Genomic DNA, 16,186 nt, shown 5'->3' with positions numbered 1-16,186 from the left:
GGTGCTGAGGGCCTATGAAGACCAGGTACTCCTCGCTCCTGTAGGCCTCCTCAACGTACTCCTTTGGTATTGGTACGAAGTTCTTAACGAATTCCTCAGGCACCTCCATCCTAACGGGCAGTTCCGCATACCTCTCATTACTACCCATGCCCATCACCCGGTGCTACCCACCTCCTGCTTACCCTCACCTGGCTTTTCCTGAGCTGGCTTTGACTGCGGTGTAGCCTCTGTGGGCTTTGGTTGTGGAGCCTGCTGTGCAGGTTTTGGTTGGGCTGGCTTCTGCGGTGCTGCAGTCGGTTTCGGCTGTGGTGGCGCCACTGGTAGTCCAGGGAATTCCCTATCGACTATGTAGAACTCCCTAACTATTGGTACGTCCTTCCTAAGCGGGAACTTAACAGGGGGGGTGTCTGGGTCAAGTAGGAAGTTCTTTCCCATCCATGGGTTACCCTCGAACCAAACGCCGAAGAAGTCATACATCTCACGCTCCATGTAGTCAGCGCTTGGCCAAATGTCGATTAGGCTTGGCACCCTGGGGTTGTCCCTGGGTATCTCAGTTGTTAATGAAATGAGCACTGGCATTAACTCCTTCTTGCCGTAACTCGATATCCAGTACTCAATATAGAACTTGTTCTCGTGGGGTGCATCAATAACGTTAACCGACTTAACATGGTCAAAGCCAAGCTTTGACAGCGATGATGCGGCATCCCTTAACTTATTGGGTTCCGTATCAATGCATATTCTATTAATGTCAGTTACAACGATTTTCTTGGCCGATTCCTTGAGTGTGGGCATTAATTGGTTGTTTATTAATTCATAACCGAAGGGCCACTCAACCTTCTTTTCCTGGCAAATGGGTATGTGTGGGTTGGGGGGGGTTATCCTGTGCGGTGGGTTTGGTGCGGGTTGTTTAGTTGGTGATGGTGTGAATATTTTCGTTAAGTCAATCGTCTTTGGCTTAACATTGGCCTTGGCCTCGCCCGTCTCTATCTTCCTCTGGACGATCTTAATCATTTGGATAACGGCCTCTGGCGTTGGTGGGCAACCGATGGCGTATGCGTCAATTGGTATTATTTTATTAACGGGGGGGACCGCGTGGTAGCTATTCCAGAATATGCCGCCCTCGGCGGCGCAGGAGCCCATGGCAATTACGTACTTTGGATCACTCATTTGCTCCCAAACATACCTGAGGACCCTGGCCATCTTGAAGGTTATTGTACCCTCAACAAGGATTAGGTTTGTCTGCCTTGGTGCATGCCATGGTAATGAACCAAGCCTCTCCGCATCGTAGGTTGGGTTCCAGGTATGCGCCATCTCAACGCCGCAGCATGCCGTTACGAGGTGGACAGGCCATAGGGAGTACTTCGTGCCCCCCCACTTCTTGTAGGGTTCTAAATATTTGTCAAGCGACATTCGCGTCACCTACCGCTTGGCCTTCTTATAAATTCTTTGGGATACGCTATTTTTAGTGCGTATTTATAACCAACATAGATACTTGGTAGGGTTATTACAAGCACAGCCAGTATTATATAGGTCATTGGTAGTGCCTTGATGGCGATTGATGATAGGATTAGTAATATGACAATGATAGGCTCCATACCGAGAAACATGAGTAGAAAACCTACGTACTGTATGGGGAAGACATACCTAGCCTCACCAACCGGTGGGTTACCAGCCTCATACCTCTGGAGCTTAGATGCGTTTGGGTTCCTTGCGGCGATTCTCCTCGCTATATATATTATTGAAGCATCGGCTATTAGGGCTATCACCACGAGCACTATCAGTATCGCCAATGCATCAATGAAGGCTGACATCGTGACCGAAAGAACTAGTAATGAGGCATTTTTAAGTAATAACCTCATTCAACACACTGCCCAAGCAATTTATTAAGCGCCAGTGTTAGTAGTGCCGTACTACCCACGTCACGGCCAACAACCTTAACCTGCCGACCCAAACTCAACTCACTCTGCATAAATGGCTGGTCAGACGCCTGTATCACAACCAAAACCCTACCCCCCCTAACCTCATCCCCCCCATGGAATCACCCCCCCTAGTGCTCAAGAAGTATACAGAGTCTGGGTGAAGAAGCTCAACGGCATCCTTAATGTCAGGCAGTACAATCAATGTGGCCCCCCCAGACCTGAGCACAAGCCTAAAGGCCTCAGGCACGCCCTGCTGGGCTGCTGTACCCACGGCCTTGGTGACCACTATGGTCTTCAAGCCGAAGCCAAGTGAGACCTTTACCGCATCCAGTAATTTCTGCACACTGGCTGGGTTGTGAATTACGGGTATTACGTTGTTAACGGCTTGTTGGCAATCCATCACGCCGCAACTCAGCGCCTCCTATAAAACTATAACCCAATTAAATTATTAAAGGGCCTTACAAATCAAATTCCTAATGAGTACACCACTGGTCAGTGAACTCATGGATAACGTAGTAGTTATTGCAAAGCCCAAGGACATTATTTCCAAGATAATTTCGGACATGAGGGATTATAAGGCTTGGGTTGTCCCAGTCATTAACGAGAATGGCAAATTAGTGGGCGTACTAAGCTACAGGGATTTGCTTGAGAGAAGGATCAGCCTTAGATCAAAGGTCTCAAGCGCCATGTCACCACCATACTCAATAAGCCAGGACTCAGACCTCGTTAAGGCAATGACTAAGATACTAACCCTGAGGGTTAGGGCGATACCCGTGGTTGACCCAGGCATGAGCCTTGTCGGTATACTGACAAGGGAGAAGATAATGAGGTACCTACTTAATAATAAGATGTTACCCCCGCACGTCGGTTTCATCGGTGATGTCTAAGCCGGCAATCACGATTGACGCCGACGAGGCCGTGGCAAGGGCTAAGTGGCTCATGATTAGGCATGGAATAACACGCCTACCAGTGCTTGATTCAGGTAAGCTTTACGGCATTGTTTCAATGCGAGACATAGTTGAGCGATTATACTATGCATCAATACCACGGCGTAGCAGGAGGGGTGACGTTGTTGGTACCGAGGACGACGTACTCGCGGCCCCCCCGTAAAGGCAATAGCGACTACTCCGGTAATAACCGTTAATGAAGCCGATGATGTTTACACAACGGTCAATTTAATGCTTGACAAGGGCATTTCAGGAATGCCCGTGGTTTCGGGAGAATCCGTGGTGGGCGTCGTGTCGAGCTACGACGTGATAAGGGCCGTACTTAAACCATACGAGGAGATACCCGTTGAGGCAAAGCTCACCGAGATTGACGAGGACGCTAAGCCACTAGTTGAGAAGGTTATTTCGAACTACATCGCCAAGATCAATAGGATGACTAACGTAATCGACATGAAAATAAACATTAAGAAGTACGAGAGGGGAGGCGAGGAGAAGAGAAGCAAGTACTCCGTCCACATAATGCTCAAGGACAACGCAAACACGTACACGGTCAACGAGGTTGATTGGGACCCAGTCAACGCCGTTAGGTACGCCTTTGAGACCTTGATCAAGAGAATCGAAAGGGAAATAAACAGAACAAGGGACATAAAGAGGAGAGGAAGACTACGCGGAGGACCACCCAGCGAGTAATTAATTAGCCCGTGATGAACGCACCCTTTAATGACCGGTGATTACTTCGCCAACGACTGACACAAAACCAAGAGCACCACTACATCTAACAAACAAGCATTAGAACACCAAGGCACCACTACTTAGCTCTTAACCCGTGCGCCAACAACATGCGCTTCCAATAGACTTTAAGCTTCATTTCCTATCTAGCCTGTGCATGCCTGTGTTGTTTGATTCGTTGGTATGTACGTCGTCGCTGTGCATGTTATTGTTCTCGTGCCAAGTGGCGTTTGGTATGTTGATTGCCAAGTGACTACGAAGCTCGTTGGTGGTGACAGCATGAGCTGTGCGGCCTGGCTCAGTGATATACCGCCTATTAACACAGTAACATTTGCGGAATAGGGAATTAATCCGTGGTCTCGCTTCAAAATCTGGCGGTGCCAGTTTCGTATTTAAATCTGTCTCACCGCTCATTAACTGATTGATTCATGATTAATCATCACTTCATTGAAATTTACGAAAATAGGTCCTGAACAGAACATGAAATAATCCTAGTAATTTAGATTCATGATTATCCAGTTTTAGGCTTATTGACTCAACTTTGTCCCTGAAGCATTCCGAAATCAACTTATTCACATCTTCGTCTTTAACGCCATAATACACCAGGATTGGCTTCACATTCACGTAATTGAGACAATCCTGAAGCTGTCTAGCGTAGTTAAGCACTTGTAAGGCACCATCTTTTAGGTAATCCACATAGCCCGTGGCCTTGATTTCAACCACAAATATTAAATTATCTTTAATAACCACGATGTCAGGGACCCAGCACTCATACTCCTTTAATTCACACAATTCACCAAGACCTACTTGATAATAGACTTTAACGCCATTGCTAAGGTTTATTTCTAAACCACCACCTCTAATGCTCATTTCGATATCATAACCCTCACCTAATGAATCGACGATAATGCCTAGTACGTATATCTCAAGGAGCCTATAAATATATTCAACTCCAGCGGTTTCACGTCTCAAAACACCGCCAAGCTCCAATAATACATCATAAGGCGGATTTAAATGAGGCTTTCTCGCAATCAATTCCCTTAAATCAACCTCCTCAACATCAGTAACCTTACTCAACCACGTGAACCTTAACGCCCAATTAACCTCATTAATTAACCACCGCGGAACCCTAATCCCCCGTTCACCGCACCTAACCACTGAATTCAGTATGAATTTCATGAATCTATTCTCAGGCGTATCAATATTGGGGGGGATGTACATTAAGTTCTCATACACTCCATAGGGTATAGTATAGGCTAATCTATCTAGTATCACACCATGAGCCTCAGCACTCAGTAAGTACATGGGCCTTAAATTAGCTGATATCCTAAATAAGTCCCTAAATAAGCCAAGAACGTACACCGAAGCTAACGTGTAAGCTGGGCAATCGCTTTCAACGAATTTGCAGTAATTGCTTTCGCAGCTAAGCCTAACGACGCTTCTATAACCTTCCCCCCCGCCCCCCCTAACGAGTTTAACCCTACCGAGAGCTTCAATCACCCTAAGAGCCGTACTACTCCTTACAATGGCACTCAAGAGTTTATTCACATCCTCATCATTGAAGCTCATTTAAGCGACTCACCGCTCCGCGTACATTCAAGTCTCTCAACATAGATGTTAAACACAGATTTAAATGCCTCATCACTGCTAAACCCGGCATCCCTTAACTTAACATAATCAATGAAGTAGGACCAACCTGGCATATAATCCCTATAACCCCCCCTACCAAGCCTATCACTAAGGCACCTCTCCAATGCATCCCAAATCCCATCTACCTCCTTCAAATACTCATCCCTCTTAACATTAAACGCATCCAAGGCTTTATGCAGGGCACCCTTACTAGCATCAACCCTAACAACCTTAAACCTCCTCTGTAGCGCAAAGCCAAGACCGCCAAGAACACCAATATCAGCAGTATTAGCAGTGGCGACAATATAGATGTTGCCTAAAGAAAATTCCGCAGATCCATCATCGCTGCTATTCAAATAGCGTTTACCATCCTCGGTAAATTCGTAAAGCCCCGTTGACTCCAACTCCCTAAGAAAACCACCAACAGTTAATGTCTCATTCCAACGACCAAGCGCATAACTAAGTGGAAGGGGGGGATGATCACTAAGTGAGATGGGCATGGAAACCTTATTTACGATATTCTCATCCTCAATATTAGGACTAATGACATAGTTTCTATCGTTAACGAAAATTCCTAAATCTCGAATTTCATTAAGTCTTCTCTCTTCATTAGTATCTCTTATGTTTATGATAAATATTCTCTCCTCGTTATCGAGGACTTTAAGATATGCTAATGGCTTTATTCCTAAAATTAAATTAAATCTCTCATTAAGCATGTATTCCCCGGCAGTTTTTTCATCCTCTTCGAGCTTCAAACTAGATATTTCGCCGAATAAGGCTAATAATCGTATAACTTTATCTTTCTCTTTATTGAGGTATGTTCTTCCGTAGAAAAATATTCCTGCAAAGACCCTTTTTCCATTAGTCATGTACTCATTCAATTTATTTAGGATATACTTATTAATACCATCACTTTCCAAACCCCATACGTATTCGCCTCCTTCCTTTTTCCATCTCCTGAATGAGTTTATTATTGAGAATGGATTGCCGGAGAATTCCATCATCACATCATTACTGCCCAGGGCAGTGCCAGTGCCTGGTATGCTTAATTTCTTATCGGGCCTTGATAGTGCTGTGAATAGTTCGGCGAGGAATTTCTCGGGTTCACCCCCCCTATTAATCTCGTCTAGGAGTATTAGGGTCTTTCTACCGCTCTTGACAGCTCTAAGCAGTATTCCATCCCTCCAAACTGTGTCGCCACTCTGAAGTACATAACCGCCTATTAGATCCATTCTACTGAACCAACCATGAACCGTAGCCTCAATCAAATCAGCACCAAGCTTACGGGCCAAACACCTAGCTAACGTAGTCTTACCAGTACCTGGAGGACCTAGGATAAGTAATGCATGATATTCACTTAATAACTTAAACGCATAATCAATAATACTTTCACCGTAAATGCCCCGTAATAAGTCACAATCACCCTTAATACCACTCTCTTCCCTTAATTTACGTTCCTCATCCACAGCATTACTTTTACCAAACCTAATGTAATAAAAATTATGCGTTATTGTTTCTACCAGGAGCTACAAAGACTAAGGGCAAGAAATAAGGAATGCACTATAAAGCGTAAATAACCTCAGGCTAGAGTGTGAGGTTAATGCAGAATGCCTTGGGCCTTGCCTGGCCTCCCACTAACTGTGGTCCTTGGACAGGTCAGATTTACTGGCTCAATTCTCGTGGGTCCGTGGTTAAAGATGAGCAGATGATTAGTGTTACTATGGATACCGTAAAATTCAAGAACATGGCAAGCATGGCGCGTGCTTAAGGTATCAATTACTAAGTTTCTCTACCTTGGCTTAGTGTTCGTTGTCTTAGTCGTGACTCACAGTGGTTTCATAACCCACTTCTGGCCTTGGCATTTGAGCTTGTTCAACGCCTGGAGTAATTGGTCGTAATCCCCGCATTGTATTGCCTTCTCTAATTGGTTTAATTTGTCAAAGTCTATGCATAGGTTGAATTTTAGGGGGGGATTTCTTGAGCCCTCGCCGTGTACCGTGACTTCAAGCATTAGCTCCGTATCCTTGGTTATCCTTAGGCATGCCCTGTAGGGCCTTAATGATGGGTCACTTATCCCTTCACCACCGTACTCACTATAGGGCATTACTAAGTACTCATCCTCACTCAATTTTACGTAATCAAATATTAACAACCTATTCCTCTGACCAGGAGATATCGAGGTTATGTGCTGATAATCAGTGAAGAACCAAGGCATCGGCAATTCATCAGAAAGCCATTTATCAAGGACTTCCTTTATACTTTTACAAGTAATTTCGAGGAGGTTAAATAAATTAATTTTATCCTCGTCTTTACAAGCAATTAACTCCTTTATTCTCTCCCTGCGAATCCTCCTTGGGAAGTATACCGCGGGTCTCGGTATTATCTTCTCAGGAAGTGCCCAGGGAAGTGTTTCACCAATTACGTGAGGATTAATCTCATTAACGAGATAATTCTGGCAATTGTATGAATTGAGTAAATTCTCAATGCTACTATACTTCTTCTTATAATCATCAAATTGGGCTCTACGCAGTAGAACGTCGCCGAGGTGGTATTTTTCTTCATTTCCTTTCTTAACCTTAATCGTTAATGACGCCTTTACATCCCTAATAATCGTATTACCATCATTGATTATCATTGCCGAGACCCTACGCGTTGGATTAAAAACCTCAACGTCAAGTCCTGAATCATTCTCACCGCCAATACCCAGGGAAAGCCTTAACGTACTCGTTGACGAGTAGTACTTGGCTAGGTCGTTGCTTAGCACCGCGATTACCGAGATTAGGGCGCCAATTATTGGGCCTAATACTGGCTGGAAATGCGTAAGGTATAGCAGTATGATTGCGATTATTAAAGCAATGATAAAAATTATGAGTAAATGCTCGGGACTAATCCTCCAAAGATCACGAGACTTATCAAGTCGAGACATTACTGAGCAATCGATTCCAAGAAATAAATGCCTTACAGACACAATCACAAACACAACAAACAAGGCGTATGTTTCAAGTACCATTGGCGTAGCTCCTCATGCCTAGGCGACCAATAATGCTCAATCAACACCCTATACTCACTCGGCGGAGCTCTGCCCTGAAGAATTTTCACAGCACTCAGTTACTTTCTGGCTTATCATCCATGCGACGAAATCTTCTTAACTCATAAAGCTTAAAGTCCTTACCTAAGACCTGCCTAGCTATCTCCTAATTATTGTTTCCTCGCAAGAGTTAATAAATGAGACTATCATTGGCACTAGACTAATGACGCGACCAGGTAACGTCAAGATCACGGGCTTAGTTTTCCTCTTAGTAAGTTAAGAAAATTACTAAACATTACCTGTAATAAGCCGATAATTAACCGCAACAATCAGTTAATGAGTGGTAAAGCGGGTATTTAAGTCTTCCAGGAATGATTGACGTGAATGCTAAGAACGGTGTTGGTGATGAACTCGTAAAAGCTGGGTTAGGTGTGGTCAGTCGGTACGTGAATTCTTCATTGGTCTGTTCCGGGGGTTGTCATCACTTTGTTATTCGCTCAATGTATTATTTTTAAGCTAGAGCTAAAGCTTTTATTTTGCTACTATTCCACATTGTTTTCGTGATCAAGATAAGCATTGTTAGGGCTGAGGACAATTACCTGGAGGCTGTGGTGCAGGGGGAGACGTACACGTTGTTCGCGCCGTTGATTGAGTACTTACTTAAGAGACCTGATGTTGAGTATGCGATGTACGATGTTGATCACCCATTGACTCAGAATGTTCGGTTTAGGATAAAGACCAAGGGGGGGAAGCCACCGCTTGATGTTATTAAGGATGCCGTAAATGCGATATTGAAGGATATTGAGGAGTTGGAGAACGGTTTTTTACACTCGTCTTAAGTGGTTAATTTTTCCATCCCTGGTGATTGAGCCTTGATTTATGTATTTGGTAAATCACCGCAATGGCTTGTTGATGTGGTTAGGGAGTTGGGTGAAGAGGTTGTGGAGGTTGGTAATTGTGACGTGCCTCCACGTAGTGTTGTTATTTCGATAAGTGGTGCGTGCAGAGCTAGGGGGGGTTCCGTTGTTCTATCGTTGCTGCCCTATGGAAATTCCATACCAATTCAAAGGGGGGGTACTGCGAGGGGGGGTGTATTATTGTCGGTAGTGAGCATGCTTAGGAAAATTCAGGGCGTGGGTTCCATGGGTGATGCGTTGTCGCTGCTCGGCTTTGTTGGTGTTAGGGTAATTGATGTGGTTGGTGTGGCTGAAATCGCGGTTAGTGACCGAGTGGTCCCTGGTTCTGTTTATACCGTTGTTATGGCCAATAAGGACCAGGGGGAGTACGTTGTGGCGTTGGGTAGGGGTACTGCGAGGAATACGCTGCTTCTTGATTCACCAGTAACCTGGTTGTTGGGTAATGGTGGTGATACGTATTTGGTCAGGGGTGATTTAATGCTTGAGCTCGTTGCCCTGTCCATGATTTTTGGAATTAGCCTTAGGCGTTCGAACCCGCCTTATTAGGTTGATTGCGGAGAGTATTGTTGATGCGCCGTTTAGTACTAGGAATATGGTGTTCCAATTTAGTGCTGAGTATACCGTTAATAGGGTGCTCCCTAGTAGGTACGGTATTGTTAACTTAAGTGGTGGTACATCACCTAGTGTGAGTGTCCAGCCTACTGCGATGAATACTAGTCCGAGTATGCCTATAATCATTGCTGTTAGCATTCAGGTAGGTGCCTACCCGCGGTTTTTAAGGTATACATTACAGTGGTTCCTGATGGGTGGTAAAAAATAAAATTCCTTGATTGTTCTATAATTAGCAAAGATGAAGGGGTTATTGATAGCGATGCCCAGTGTTATTGATGAGGTTAAGAAGATCATTGGCAATTATTCTTCCTTCACCATCGTCACCGAGGTAGGTGGTGATGTCGATGGGTATGATGTAGTGGGTGTTATTGGGACAGATAGGTTCATACTCATGAACTTCATAGGTTGAATTCGTGGGAGGGGGGGCCTGTCCTTACCGTGGGCTTCGGATTAAGTTTTTTGAATTCCGTGGATATTACGAACCTGGATAAGGCATTGACCACAATAGTTGATGGTAATTACGATATTGAGGAGATACTGAGACTTTCCGTGAATATTAAGGGGAAGAAATTACCATATGCAATAAATGAGGTTGCGATATTCCCGGCAAGGAGTGCGATGACTCTTGAGTATAGCCTTTACGTGAATAATGAGTACCTATGGCATGATGTGGCTGATGGCCTAATAATATCGACGCCCACGGGCTCCACGGCGTACGCCATGTCGGCGGGAGGCCCATTAATACACTCGAGAGCCCAGGTCATCGAGATCGTGCCTGTAAATAGTACGAATTTGGCTCGCGTACCCGTTATCGTGCCCAGTGATTCTGTGATCATGATTAGGGACCTAATCTCCAGGTCTAGGCTGAAGCGATAATCGACGGTAGTATTAGGACATACGTGGGTAGCGAAGTCAGGATAATGTCTGGGAAACCACTCAAGCTTATTAGGATTGGTGAGATCTCGAGTGCGATTGGCCGTTATGAGAAGAAGATAAGTCTACTGGCTAACATGGACCTGCCTCCAAGTGCTAAGTTCATACTTAAGATCCTTGAGTATGAGGGTCAATTAACGCAGAAGGAGATTGTTGAGAAGACCATGCTTCCGAGCAGGACTGTTAGAAATGCATTGAGTATTTTAATTAGGAAGGGGGGGTTGATCCAGAGGCAGGTAATTATTAGGGGGGGTAATAAGGAGGTCATTGTTTACTCCCTTAAGTCAGCTGAGAGGTGAGCCGCGCTTCATTAATTCAATACTTGAGCACCTAATGTTCCTGATTTCGTCCTTACCTGTTGTACTTACGGTTAGCAGTATCTTGATGTGGTTTTTCATATTTATGACTAATCTGGGCCACATAATTAATTGTCCATAGGTTATGTACTTTCTTAATTCATGCTTTATCATACAATTAATTGTTGCTATGCCTCATTAAAAAGTAGTTTGTAAGGTGCATAATCTGCACAATTTCCACATGGCAATATTATCATTATGAACCATAAATTTAATAAATTCTATAAGGTATAGAATATTGATGGCTATTAACGATGAATCGAATAAGGTGGGTAATGAGGGAATCATTGAGGAAGGTCAGGATTTCATAAGGAGGATAATAGAACCCTCACCGGCAATTATTAGGGTTCATTGCTATAATTGTAATTTCGACAGTATAAAAATACCCAATGGTGTTGAGTTCAGGTTTAGGTTGTTGATGCCTTTCATGGCTGCCGTGATTAGGTATAGGCAATTCATTAAGGACTTATTAATGCTTGATTCTAAACCCGTAATAACGGCAATTTACCAATCAAGAGTTAGGGAGAAAAAGACCGAGAGACCTGTTGTGGTTATTTATGGGGGAGATAAACCCGATAAAAAGGATATGGAGGGTATTGAGCATTTATAACCTGGTCCTCGATGATTATAAGGACTCCATAGTTAAGCAATTCAACATAATAACTAAGAAGGAGATTTGGCACTACCACCAAAGCGTCTCGCTAAATGGTAAGACACAGCACATAGGCATAGTCCTGGCAAACAAGGTACTTCTTAGGTACTTAACGAGGTTCGGTGAGGACGGTGCATCAGTAAAGATGGTATTACTTACGCCCGATGGAATGCAGACAAGAAGGCTACATGTTGACTCGGAGGAGGAGGTCACTGCCGAAGAAAAGTCGATGATTGGCGATTAAGCAATATTAATAAAAATTAAACAATTATAACGAACTTAGCATAATTTGACGATTTGTTCACGTGCTCGAGGTTGAACACGTAGGCAAGGTCACTATCAAGAGATAATGCCAGCACATTCCCGGTAATGGTTAATGCGCCTCGGGATAATATAATTCGCTAAATAGTACATTGAGAGCAAATAATTAAAAAACCATAACTAATCATAACCCCCCCGTGGCCAAGAACCTGCCCAATTTATGGAATACTTTAAGCGTAATGGATGTGGGCGGCATCAAGGTTCGCTATTACTCATTAAGGGTGCTTGAGAGGGAGGGCTTTGACATTGCCAGGTTCCCATACACGATCAAGGTCTTCATAGAGAACCTGCTAAGGAATTACGATGGGCAGGCAATCACTGAGGAGGATATTGAGAATTTACTGCACTGGAACCCGAAGAACCCAGGTACTAAGGAGGTCCCGATAAAGGTGGCGAGGGTCCTAATGCAGGACTACACGGGAGTACCCGCCTAGTTGACCTGGCGGTGATGAGGGAGATAGTGGCTAAGTACGGTATTGACCCAAAGGTAATTAATCCGCAGGTACCGACAGACCTAATAATCGACCACAGCGTACAGGCCGACTACTGGGGTAGGCCTGATGCGGTTAAATTAAATATTAAGCTTGAGGTTGAGAGGAATGCGGAGAGGTATGAATTCCTTAAGTGGCTCAGAACGCCTTTAGGAACTTCAGGGTCTTCCCACCGGGTACTGGGATAATACACCAGGTGCACCTTGAGCATATTGCTAGGGTCGTGATGACGGAGGACCTTGGACCTAGCGAGAGACTTGCGTATTTCGACACCGTCGTTGGCATGGACTCACACACCACAATGATTAATGGGCTTGGTGTTGTTGGTTGGGGGGGTGTTGGTGGTGTTGAGGCCGAGGCCGCGCTTCTTGGTCAACCAATAGCGGTATTACCGCCGCAAGTCGTTGGTGTTCACCTTTATGGTAAGCCGAGACCTGGCGTCACGGCTACGGACATAGTGCTATACGTAACTGAGACCCTTAGGAAGTATAACGTGGTTGATAAGTTCGTTGAGTTCTTCGGAGAGGGTGTTAAGGAGTTGCCCGTCCCTGATAGGGCAACGATAGCCAACATGGCGCCTGAGTATGGCGCAACAACTGGGTTATTCCCAGTGGATGAGCAGACGCTGGCTTACCTAAGGCTTACGGGTAGGGATGAGTGGTTAATATCGCTCGTTGAGAGGTACTTCATGGAACAGGGAGTCTTTGGATCGCCGAAGGAGGGTGATGTTGAGTATAGCCAGGTGATTAATATTGACTTATCAGCCATAGAGCCGAGTCTCGCTGGTCCCTCGCTTCCGTGGCAGAGGAGGTCATTGAGCGATGTGCCCAAGAGCCTTGAACCAGTCATTGAGGACAGGAATAAGAAGAGGAACATAAGTGGTAGGAAGAAGGTCGTCATAGAGCTTGACGGTAAGAAGGTAGAGCTTGAGGATGGTTTTGTGGCCATCGCCGCAATAACAAGCTGCACAAACACGAGCAACCCATACCTATTAATGGCCGCGGGCCTAGTCGCTAAGAAGGCTGTTGAACTTGGAGTCTTACCGCCACCATACGTTAAGACCGTGCTGGCGCCAGGTTCCAGGGTTGTTGAGGAATACTTAAGGAGGTCGGGACTGCTTCAGTACCTTGAGAAGATTGGCTTTTACATAACTGGCTTTGGCTGCATGGTTTGCATAGGCAATACTGGTCCACTCCCTGAACCCATTGTTAAGGCAATTAGGGAGAATGACCTAATAGCATCTTCCGTACTCTCCGGCAATAGGAATTTCGAGGGTAGGATACACCCAGATGTTAGGGCTAATTACCTGGCCTCACCACCCATGGTAGTGGTTTACGCATTAGCGGGTACCATCAATAAGGACCTAACGAAGGAGCCTGTGACGTACACCAACGATGGCAAGCCCGTTTACCTGAAGGACCTATGGCCCAGTGATGACGAGGTTAGGAGCTACGTTGAGAGGTATGTAACACCTGACGAATTCACGGAGAAGTACACGAAAATAGGAGACCTAGTGCCTGATGAATGGAACACATTGAAGGCACCAAGTGGTGACCTGTATCAGTGGAATCCAAAGAATACGTACATAAGGAGACCACCGTTCTTTGACGACTTTGACCCAGATAGGCTTGTGGAAGTTAAGGACATAGTTGGTGCCAGGGCGTTACTGGTGCTTGGCGATAACATAACCACAGACCACATATCACCGGCAAGCTCAATACCCGCCGACTCACCCGCAGGTAAGTACTTACTATCGCTTGGCGTTAAGCCAAGTGACTTCAACACCTTCGGTACTAGGAGGGGGGGTAATTGGGAGGTTATGGTGAGGGGGGGCGCGTTCTGGAACAAGGGTGTTAGGAACAAGATGGGCGGTAAAGTCATTGAGGGTGGGTACACCATTCACTGGCCTGATGGGCAGTTAATGACTGTGTTTGACGCAGCCATGAGGTACAAGGATGAACATGTACCATTAATAATACTGGCTGGGCAGACCTACGGCGCCGGTAGCTCAAGGGACTGGGCTGCGAAGGGTCCAAAGCTCCTGGGCATAAAGGCAGTCATTGCGAAGAGCTTCGAGAGGATACACAGGAGTAACCTGGTTGAGATGGGTATACTACCGCTACAGTTCATGGAGGGTGAGGACGCGGATAAGCTGGGTATAACCGGTGATGAGACCTTCGACATAGTGGGGCTATCCCAGGGATTAAAGCTAGGCAGACCGTGGACTTGGTCATCCACAAGCCCGATGGTAGGGTTATTAAGACGAAGTTGCTCGTGAGGCTTGACACACCGATGGAGGTTCAGTACTTCCTTAATGGAGGAATACTGCAGTACGTGCTTAGGCAAATAATTAAGAGACATAGGCAGGAGAGCAAGCAGTCATAATCGCTTAGCCGCTTCTCGATAAATACCATCTAAAAATTCATAATCCCTAATTATACTAAGGGACTCCAACTTATTAATGACCCTTGTTAAGCTAGACTTAGGGATAGACACGCCAAGCCTTTCCTCAACGAATCTCCTAACCTGACCCCACGTCTTCGCACCCTCAGCAATAGCCCTAAGTACCACTCTCTCCCTTTGGGATAGTCTCATTAATTCGCTGAGTGCCATGGAGATGGCTTGCTCCTTAATGGCGCTAATGTCGTGAATCCCATCTATGTAGCTCCTGCCAAATTGAACTAACCACCCAGGGATACCATCAAAGAATTCAACAGCATCCTCAAGCACATCCACGGGTGGTTCAATACCCTCCTGTTTAAAGCCAAGCCTTAAGAAATCCAGTGATTCATCCCTTGAGAATCTACGAACATCAACCTCAACAAAGTACCTACCATACAATGGGGACTCCGGGTTGTTGATGCCCATGAAATCACTTAATAACCTTACCTCAGAACCGCTTAGAATCACTGTTATATTGTCCAGGTGATCATAGCATACGCCAAAACCCTCCTAAGCTCAGCCGATATGGGTGGCCTTGTATCCTGTACCTCATCAAGCACAACGATAAATTGACCTCTATGACTTAACTCCTCAAGAAGGCCCAATAAACTTATGGAATCCGTACCCCCTCCATTTAATCTCAACACCAAACCCCATGATTTTAATACCTCTAATACCCTCAATAACCCTCCTCAACTTATTAAGACCGCTACTTAAACCCTCAGATAATCTCTCATAAAGATCTGCATGCGTAACCACACCACGTAAATCAATGTAAACACCATCATATGGTTCAAGAAAGGACTTAACAAGGGATGTCTTACCAATACGTCTAATACCAAGGACAACAATGAGGGGGGGCTTATTAACTGACTTATCAAGGAGCCCCAACTCATATTCTCTATCGAAAAGCTCACCCCCCCTGGAACTCTTGGGTCTTGGATCGAATAAGTTCCGCACCAGAACTTAGTTCCGCCCCCGGAACTATAAGCCTAACGCCATTATTAATTCACGGTTTATTTCTATTTCATAACTTACTCATTCTGAGCAATTAAACCATGAACTTTCATCCGCGGCGTAAAACATGATATATTCCTCAATATGTTTATTCCAGTATGTCAAGTTAACAAAAAAGGTGATGAAGTGTAATCTTATACTTGACAAATATCTTAAATTAATTATATTTCGGGTAAATAGGCTAAGATCCCTA

Annotated in this window: 19 protein-coding genes and 2 pseudogenes; 12 read left to right on the top strand and 9 right to left on the bottom strand. The window is 45.0% G+C overall.

Features of this window, described 5'->3' with window-relative positions; genetic code table 11:
* Positions 1–153 precede the first annotated feature (153 nt).
* From nuoB to JCM11216_RS02160, 3 genes and pseudogenes are all read right to left on the bottom strand, one after another.
* Complete coding sequence (gene nuoB, locus JCM11216_RS02170) at positions 154–1,410, bottom strand: NADH-quinone oxidoreductase subunit NuoB (protein ID WP_054853168.1); 1,257 nt, start codon at positions 1,408–1,410, stop codon at positions 154–156.
* A gap of 5 nt (positions 1,411–1,415) precedes the next feature.
* Positions 1,416–1,811 (bottom strand): NADH-quinone oxidoreductase subunit A, encoded by a 396-nt coding sequence (ndhC, locus tag JCM11216_RS02165; RefSeq protein WP_243674872.1) that lies wholly within the window; start codon positions 1,809–1,811, stop codon positions 1,416–1,418.
* A 44-nt stretch (positions 1,812–1,855) separates the two neighbouring features.
* Positions 1,856–2,319: pseudogene (locus JCM11216_RS02160) on the bottom strand (RecB-family nuclease).
* A 76-nt stretch (positions 2,320–2,395) separates the two neighbouring features.
* Here JCM11216_RS02160 and JCM11216_RS15290 point away from each other — a divergent pair.
* Genes JCM11216_RS15290 through JCM11216_RS15280 form a run of 3 tightly spaced genes read left to right on the top strand, consistent with a single transcriptional unit; the run spans position 2,396 to position 3,556 of the window.
* Positions 2,396–2,806 carry a CBS domain-containing protein gene (locus JCM11216_RS15290; protein WP_243674871.1) on the top strand — a complete coding sequence of 137 codons (411 nt, stop codon included), beginning with the start codon at positions 2,396–2,398 and terminating at the stop codon, positions 2,804–2,806.
* Complete coding sequence (locus JCM11216_RS15285) at positions 2,799–3,029, top strand: CBS domain-containing protein (RefSeq protein ID WP_243675011.1); 231 nt, start codon at positions 2,799–2,801, stop codon at positions 3,027–3,029. The genes JCM11216_RS15290 and JCM11216_RS15285 overlap by 8 nt, the downstream gene beginning before the upstream one ends.
* A gap of 23 nt (positions 3,030–3,052) precedes the next feature.
* Positions 3,053–3,556 carry a CBS domain-containing protein gene (locus JCM11216_RS15280; RefSeq protein ID WP_243675010.1) on the top strand — a complete coding sequence of 168 codons (504 nt, stop codon included), beginning with the start codon at positions 3,053–3,055 and terminating at the stop codon, positions 3,554–3,556.
* A 185-nt stretch (positions 3,557–3,741) separates the two neighbouring features.
* On the opposite strand, the gene JCM11216_RS15275 is transcribed toward JCM11216_RS15280, so the two are convergent.
* From JCM11216_RS15275 to JCM11216_RS02140, 4 genes are all read right to left on the bottom strand, one after another.
* A complete protein-coding gene (locus tag JCM11216_RS15275; protein ID WP_243674870.1) occupies positions 3,742–3,918 on the bottom strand; it encodes a hypothetical protein in 177 nt (58 codons plus the stop codon).
* Between the two features lie 121 nt (positions 3,919–4,039).
* The gene (locus JCM11216_RS02150; RefSeq protein WP_054853165.1) at positions 4,040–5,164 is read right to left on the bottom strand and encodes a hypothetical protein; all 1,125 of its coding nucleotides are present in this window, start codon (positions 5,162–5,164) and stop codon (positions 4,040–4,042) included.
* On the bottom strand, positions 5,161–6,690 hold the full coding sequence (locus tag JCM11216_RS02145; RefSeq protein ID WP_054853164.1) for a MoxR family ATPase: 1,530 nt from the start codon (positions 6,688–6,690) through the stop codon (positions 5,161–5,163). The genes JCM11216_RS02150 and JCM11216_RS02145 overlap by 4 nt, the downstream gene beginning before the upstream one ends.
* Before the next feature lie 359 nt (positions 6,691–7,049).
* Positions 7,050–8,234 carry a hypothetical protein gene (locus JCM11216_RS02140; protein WP_243674869.1) on the bottom strand — a complete coding sequence of 395 codons (1,185 nt, stop codon included), beginning with the start codon at positions 8,232–8,234 and terminating at the stop codon, positions 7,050–7,052.
* A 578-nt stretch (positions 8,235–8,812) separates the two neighbouring features.
* Here JCM11216_RS02140 and JCM11216_RS02135 point away from each other — a divergent pair.
* The 9 genes and pseudogenes from JCM11216_RS02135 to acnA all read left to right on the top strand — a co-directional run bounded on the left by JCM11216_RS02135 (position 8,813) and on the right by acnA (position 14,919).
* Positions 8,813–9,091, top strand: a complete 279-nt coding sequence (locus JCM11216_RS02135) for a DNA-directed RNA polymerase subunit L (protein WP_054853162.1) — start codon at positions 8,813–8,815, stop codon at positions 9,089–9,091.
* A 33-nt stretch (positions 9,092–9,124) separates the two neighbouring features.
* Positions 9,125–9,715, top strand: coding sequence for a hypothetical protein (locus tag JCM11216_RS02130; RefSeq protein WP_054853161.1), 591 nt, complete (start codon positions 9,125–9,127; stop codon positions 9,713–9,715).
* A gap of 1 nt (position 9,716) precedes the next feature.
* Complete coding sequence (locus tag JCM11216_RS02125; protein ID WP_054853160.1) at positions 9,717–9,989, top strand: hypothetical protein; 273 nt, start codon at positions 9,717–9,719, stop codon at positions 9,987–9,989.
* Between the two features lie 30 nt (positions 9,990–10,019).
* Positions 10,020–10,190, top strand: coding sequence for a hypothetical protein (locus tag JCM11216_RS15270; protein WP_243674868.1), 171 nt, complete (start codon positions 10,020–10,022; stop codon positions 10,188–10,190).
* Positions 10,191–10,219: 29 nt separating this feature from the next.
* The gene (locus JCM11216_RS15265; RefSeq protein WP_243674867.1) at positions 10,220–10,657 is read left to right on the top strand and encodes a hypothetical protein; all 438 of its coding nucleotides are present in this window, start codon (positions 10,220–10,222) and stop codon (positions 10,655–10,657) included.
* A 23-nt stretch (positions 10,658–10,680) separates the two neighbouring features.
* Positions 10,681–11,013: a helix-turn-helix domain-containing protein gene (locus JCM11216_RS15260; protein ID WP_243674866.1), complete on the top strand. Its 333-nt coding sequence runs from the start codon at positions 10,681–10,683 to the stop codon at positions 11,011–11,013.
* 298 nt (positions 11,014–11,311) lie between these two features.
* Complete coding sequence (locus tag JCM11216_RS15255; RefSeq protein ID WP_243674865.1) at positions 11,312–11,680, top strand: hypothetical protein; 369 nt, start codon at positions 11,312–11,314, stop codon at positions 11,678–11,680.
* The gene (locus JCM11216_RS15250) at positions 11,667–11,966 is read left to right on the top strand and encodes a hypothetical protein (protein WP_243674864.1); all 300 of its coding nucleotides are present in this window, start codon (positions 11,667–11,669) and stop codon (positions 11,964–11,966) included. The genes JCM11216_RS15255 and JCM11216_RS15250 overlap by 14 nt, the downstream gene beginning before the upstream one ends.
* A 256-nt stretch (positions 11,967–12,222) precedes the next feature.
* Positions 12,223–14,919, top strand: a pseudogene (gene acnA, locus JCM11216_RS02105) (aconitate hydratase AcnA).
* Here the strand turns inward: acnA and JCM11216_RS15245 are convergent.
* Positions 14,914–15,444, bottom strand: coding sequence for an ATP-binding protein (locus tag JCM11216_RS15245; RefSeq protein WP_243674863.1), 531 nt, complete (start codon positions 15,442–15,444; stop codon positions 14,914–14,916). The pseudogene acnA and the gene JCM11216_RS15245 sit on opposite strands and share 6 nt — an antisense overlap.
* 123 nt (positions 15,445–15,567) lie before the next feature.
* The gene (locus JCM11216_RS15240) at positions 15,568–15,936 is read right to left on the bottom strand and encodes a hypothetical protein (protein ID WP_243674862.1); all 369 of its coding nucleotides are present in this window, start codon (positions 15,934–15,936) and stop codon (positions 15,568–15,570) included.
* Positions 15,937–16,186: the final 250 nt, after the last annotated feature.

Origin of the sequence: Vulcanisaeta distributa JCM 11216, from assembly GCF_001315985.1 — an archaeon.
Classification (GTDB): domain Archaea; phylum Thermoproteota; class Thermoprotei; order Thermoproteales; family Thermocladiaceae; genus Vulcanisaeta; species Vulcanisaeta distributa_E.
Note: the sequence above shows the minus strand (reverse complement) of the source record. Positions and strands in the feature narration are given on the sequence as shown.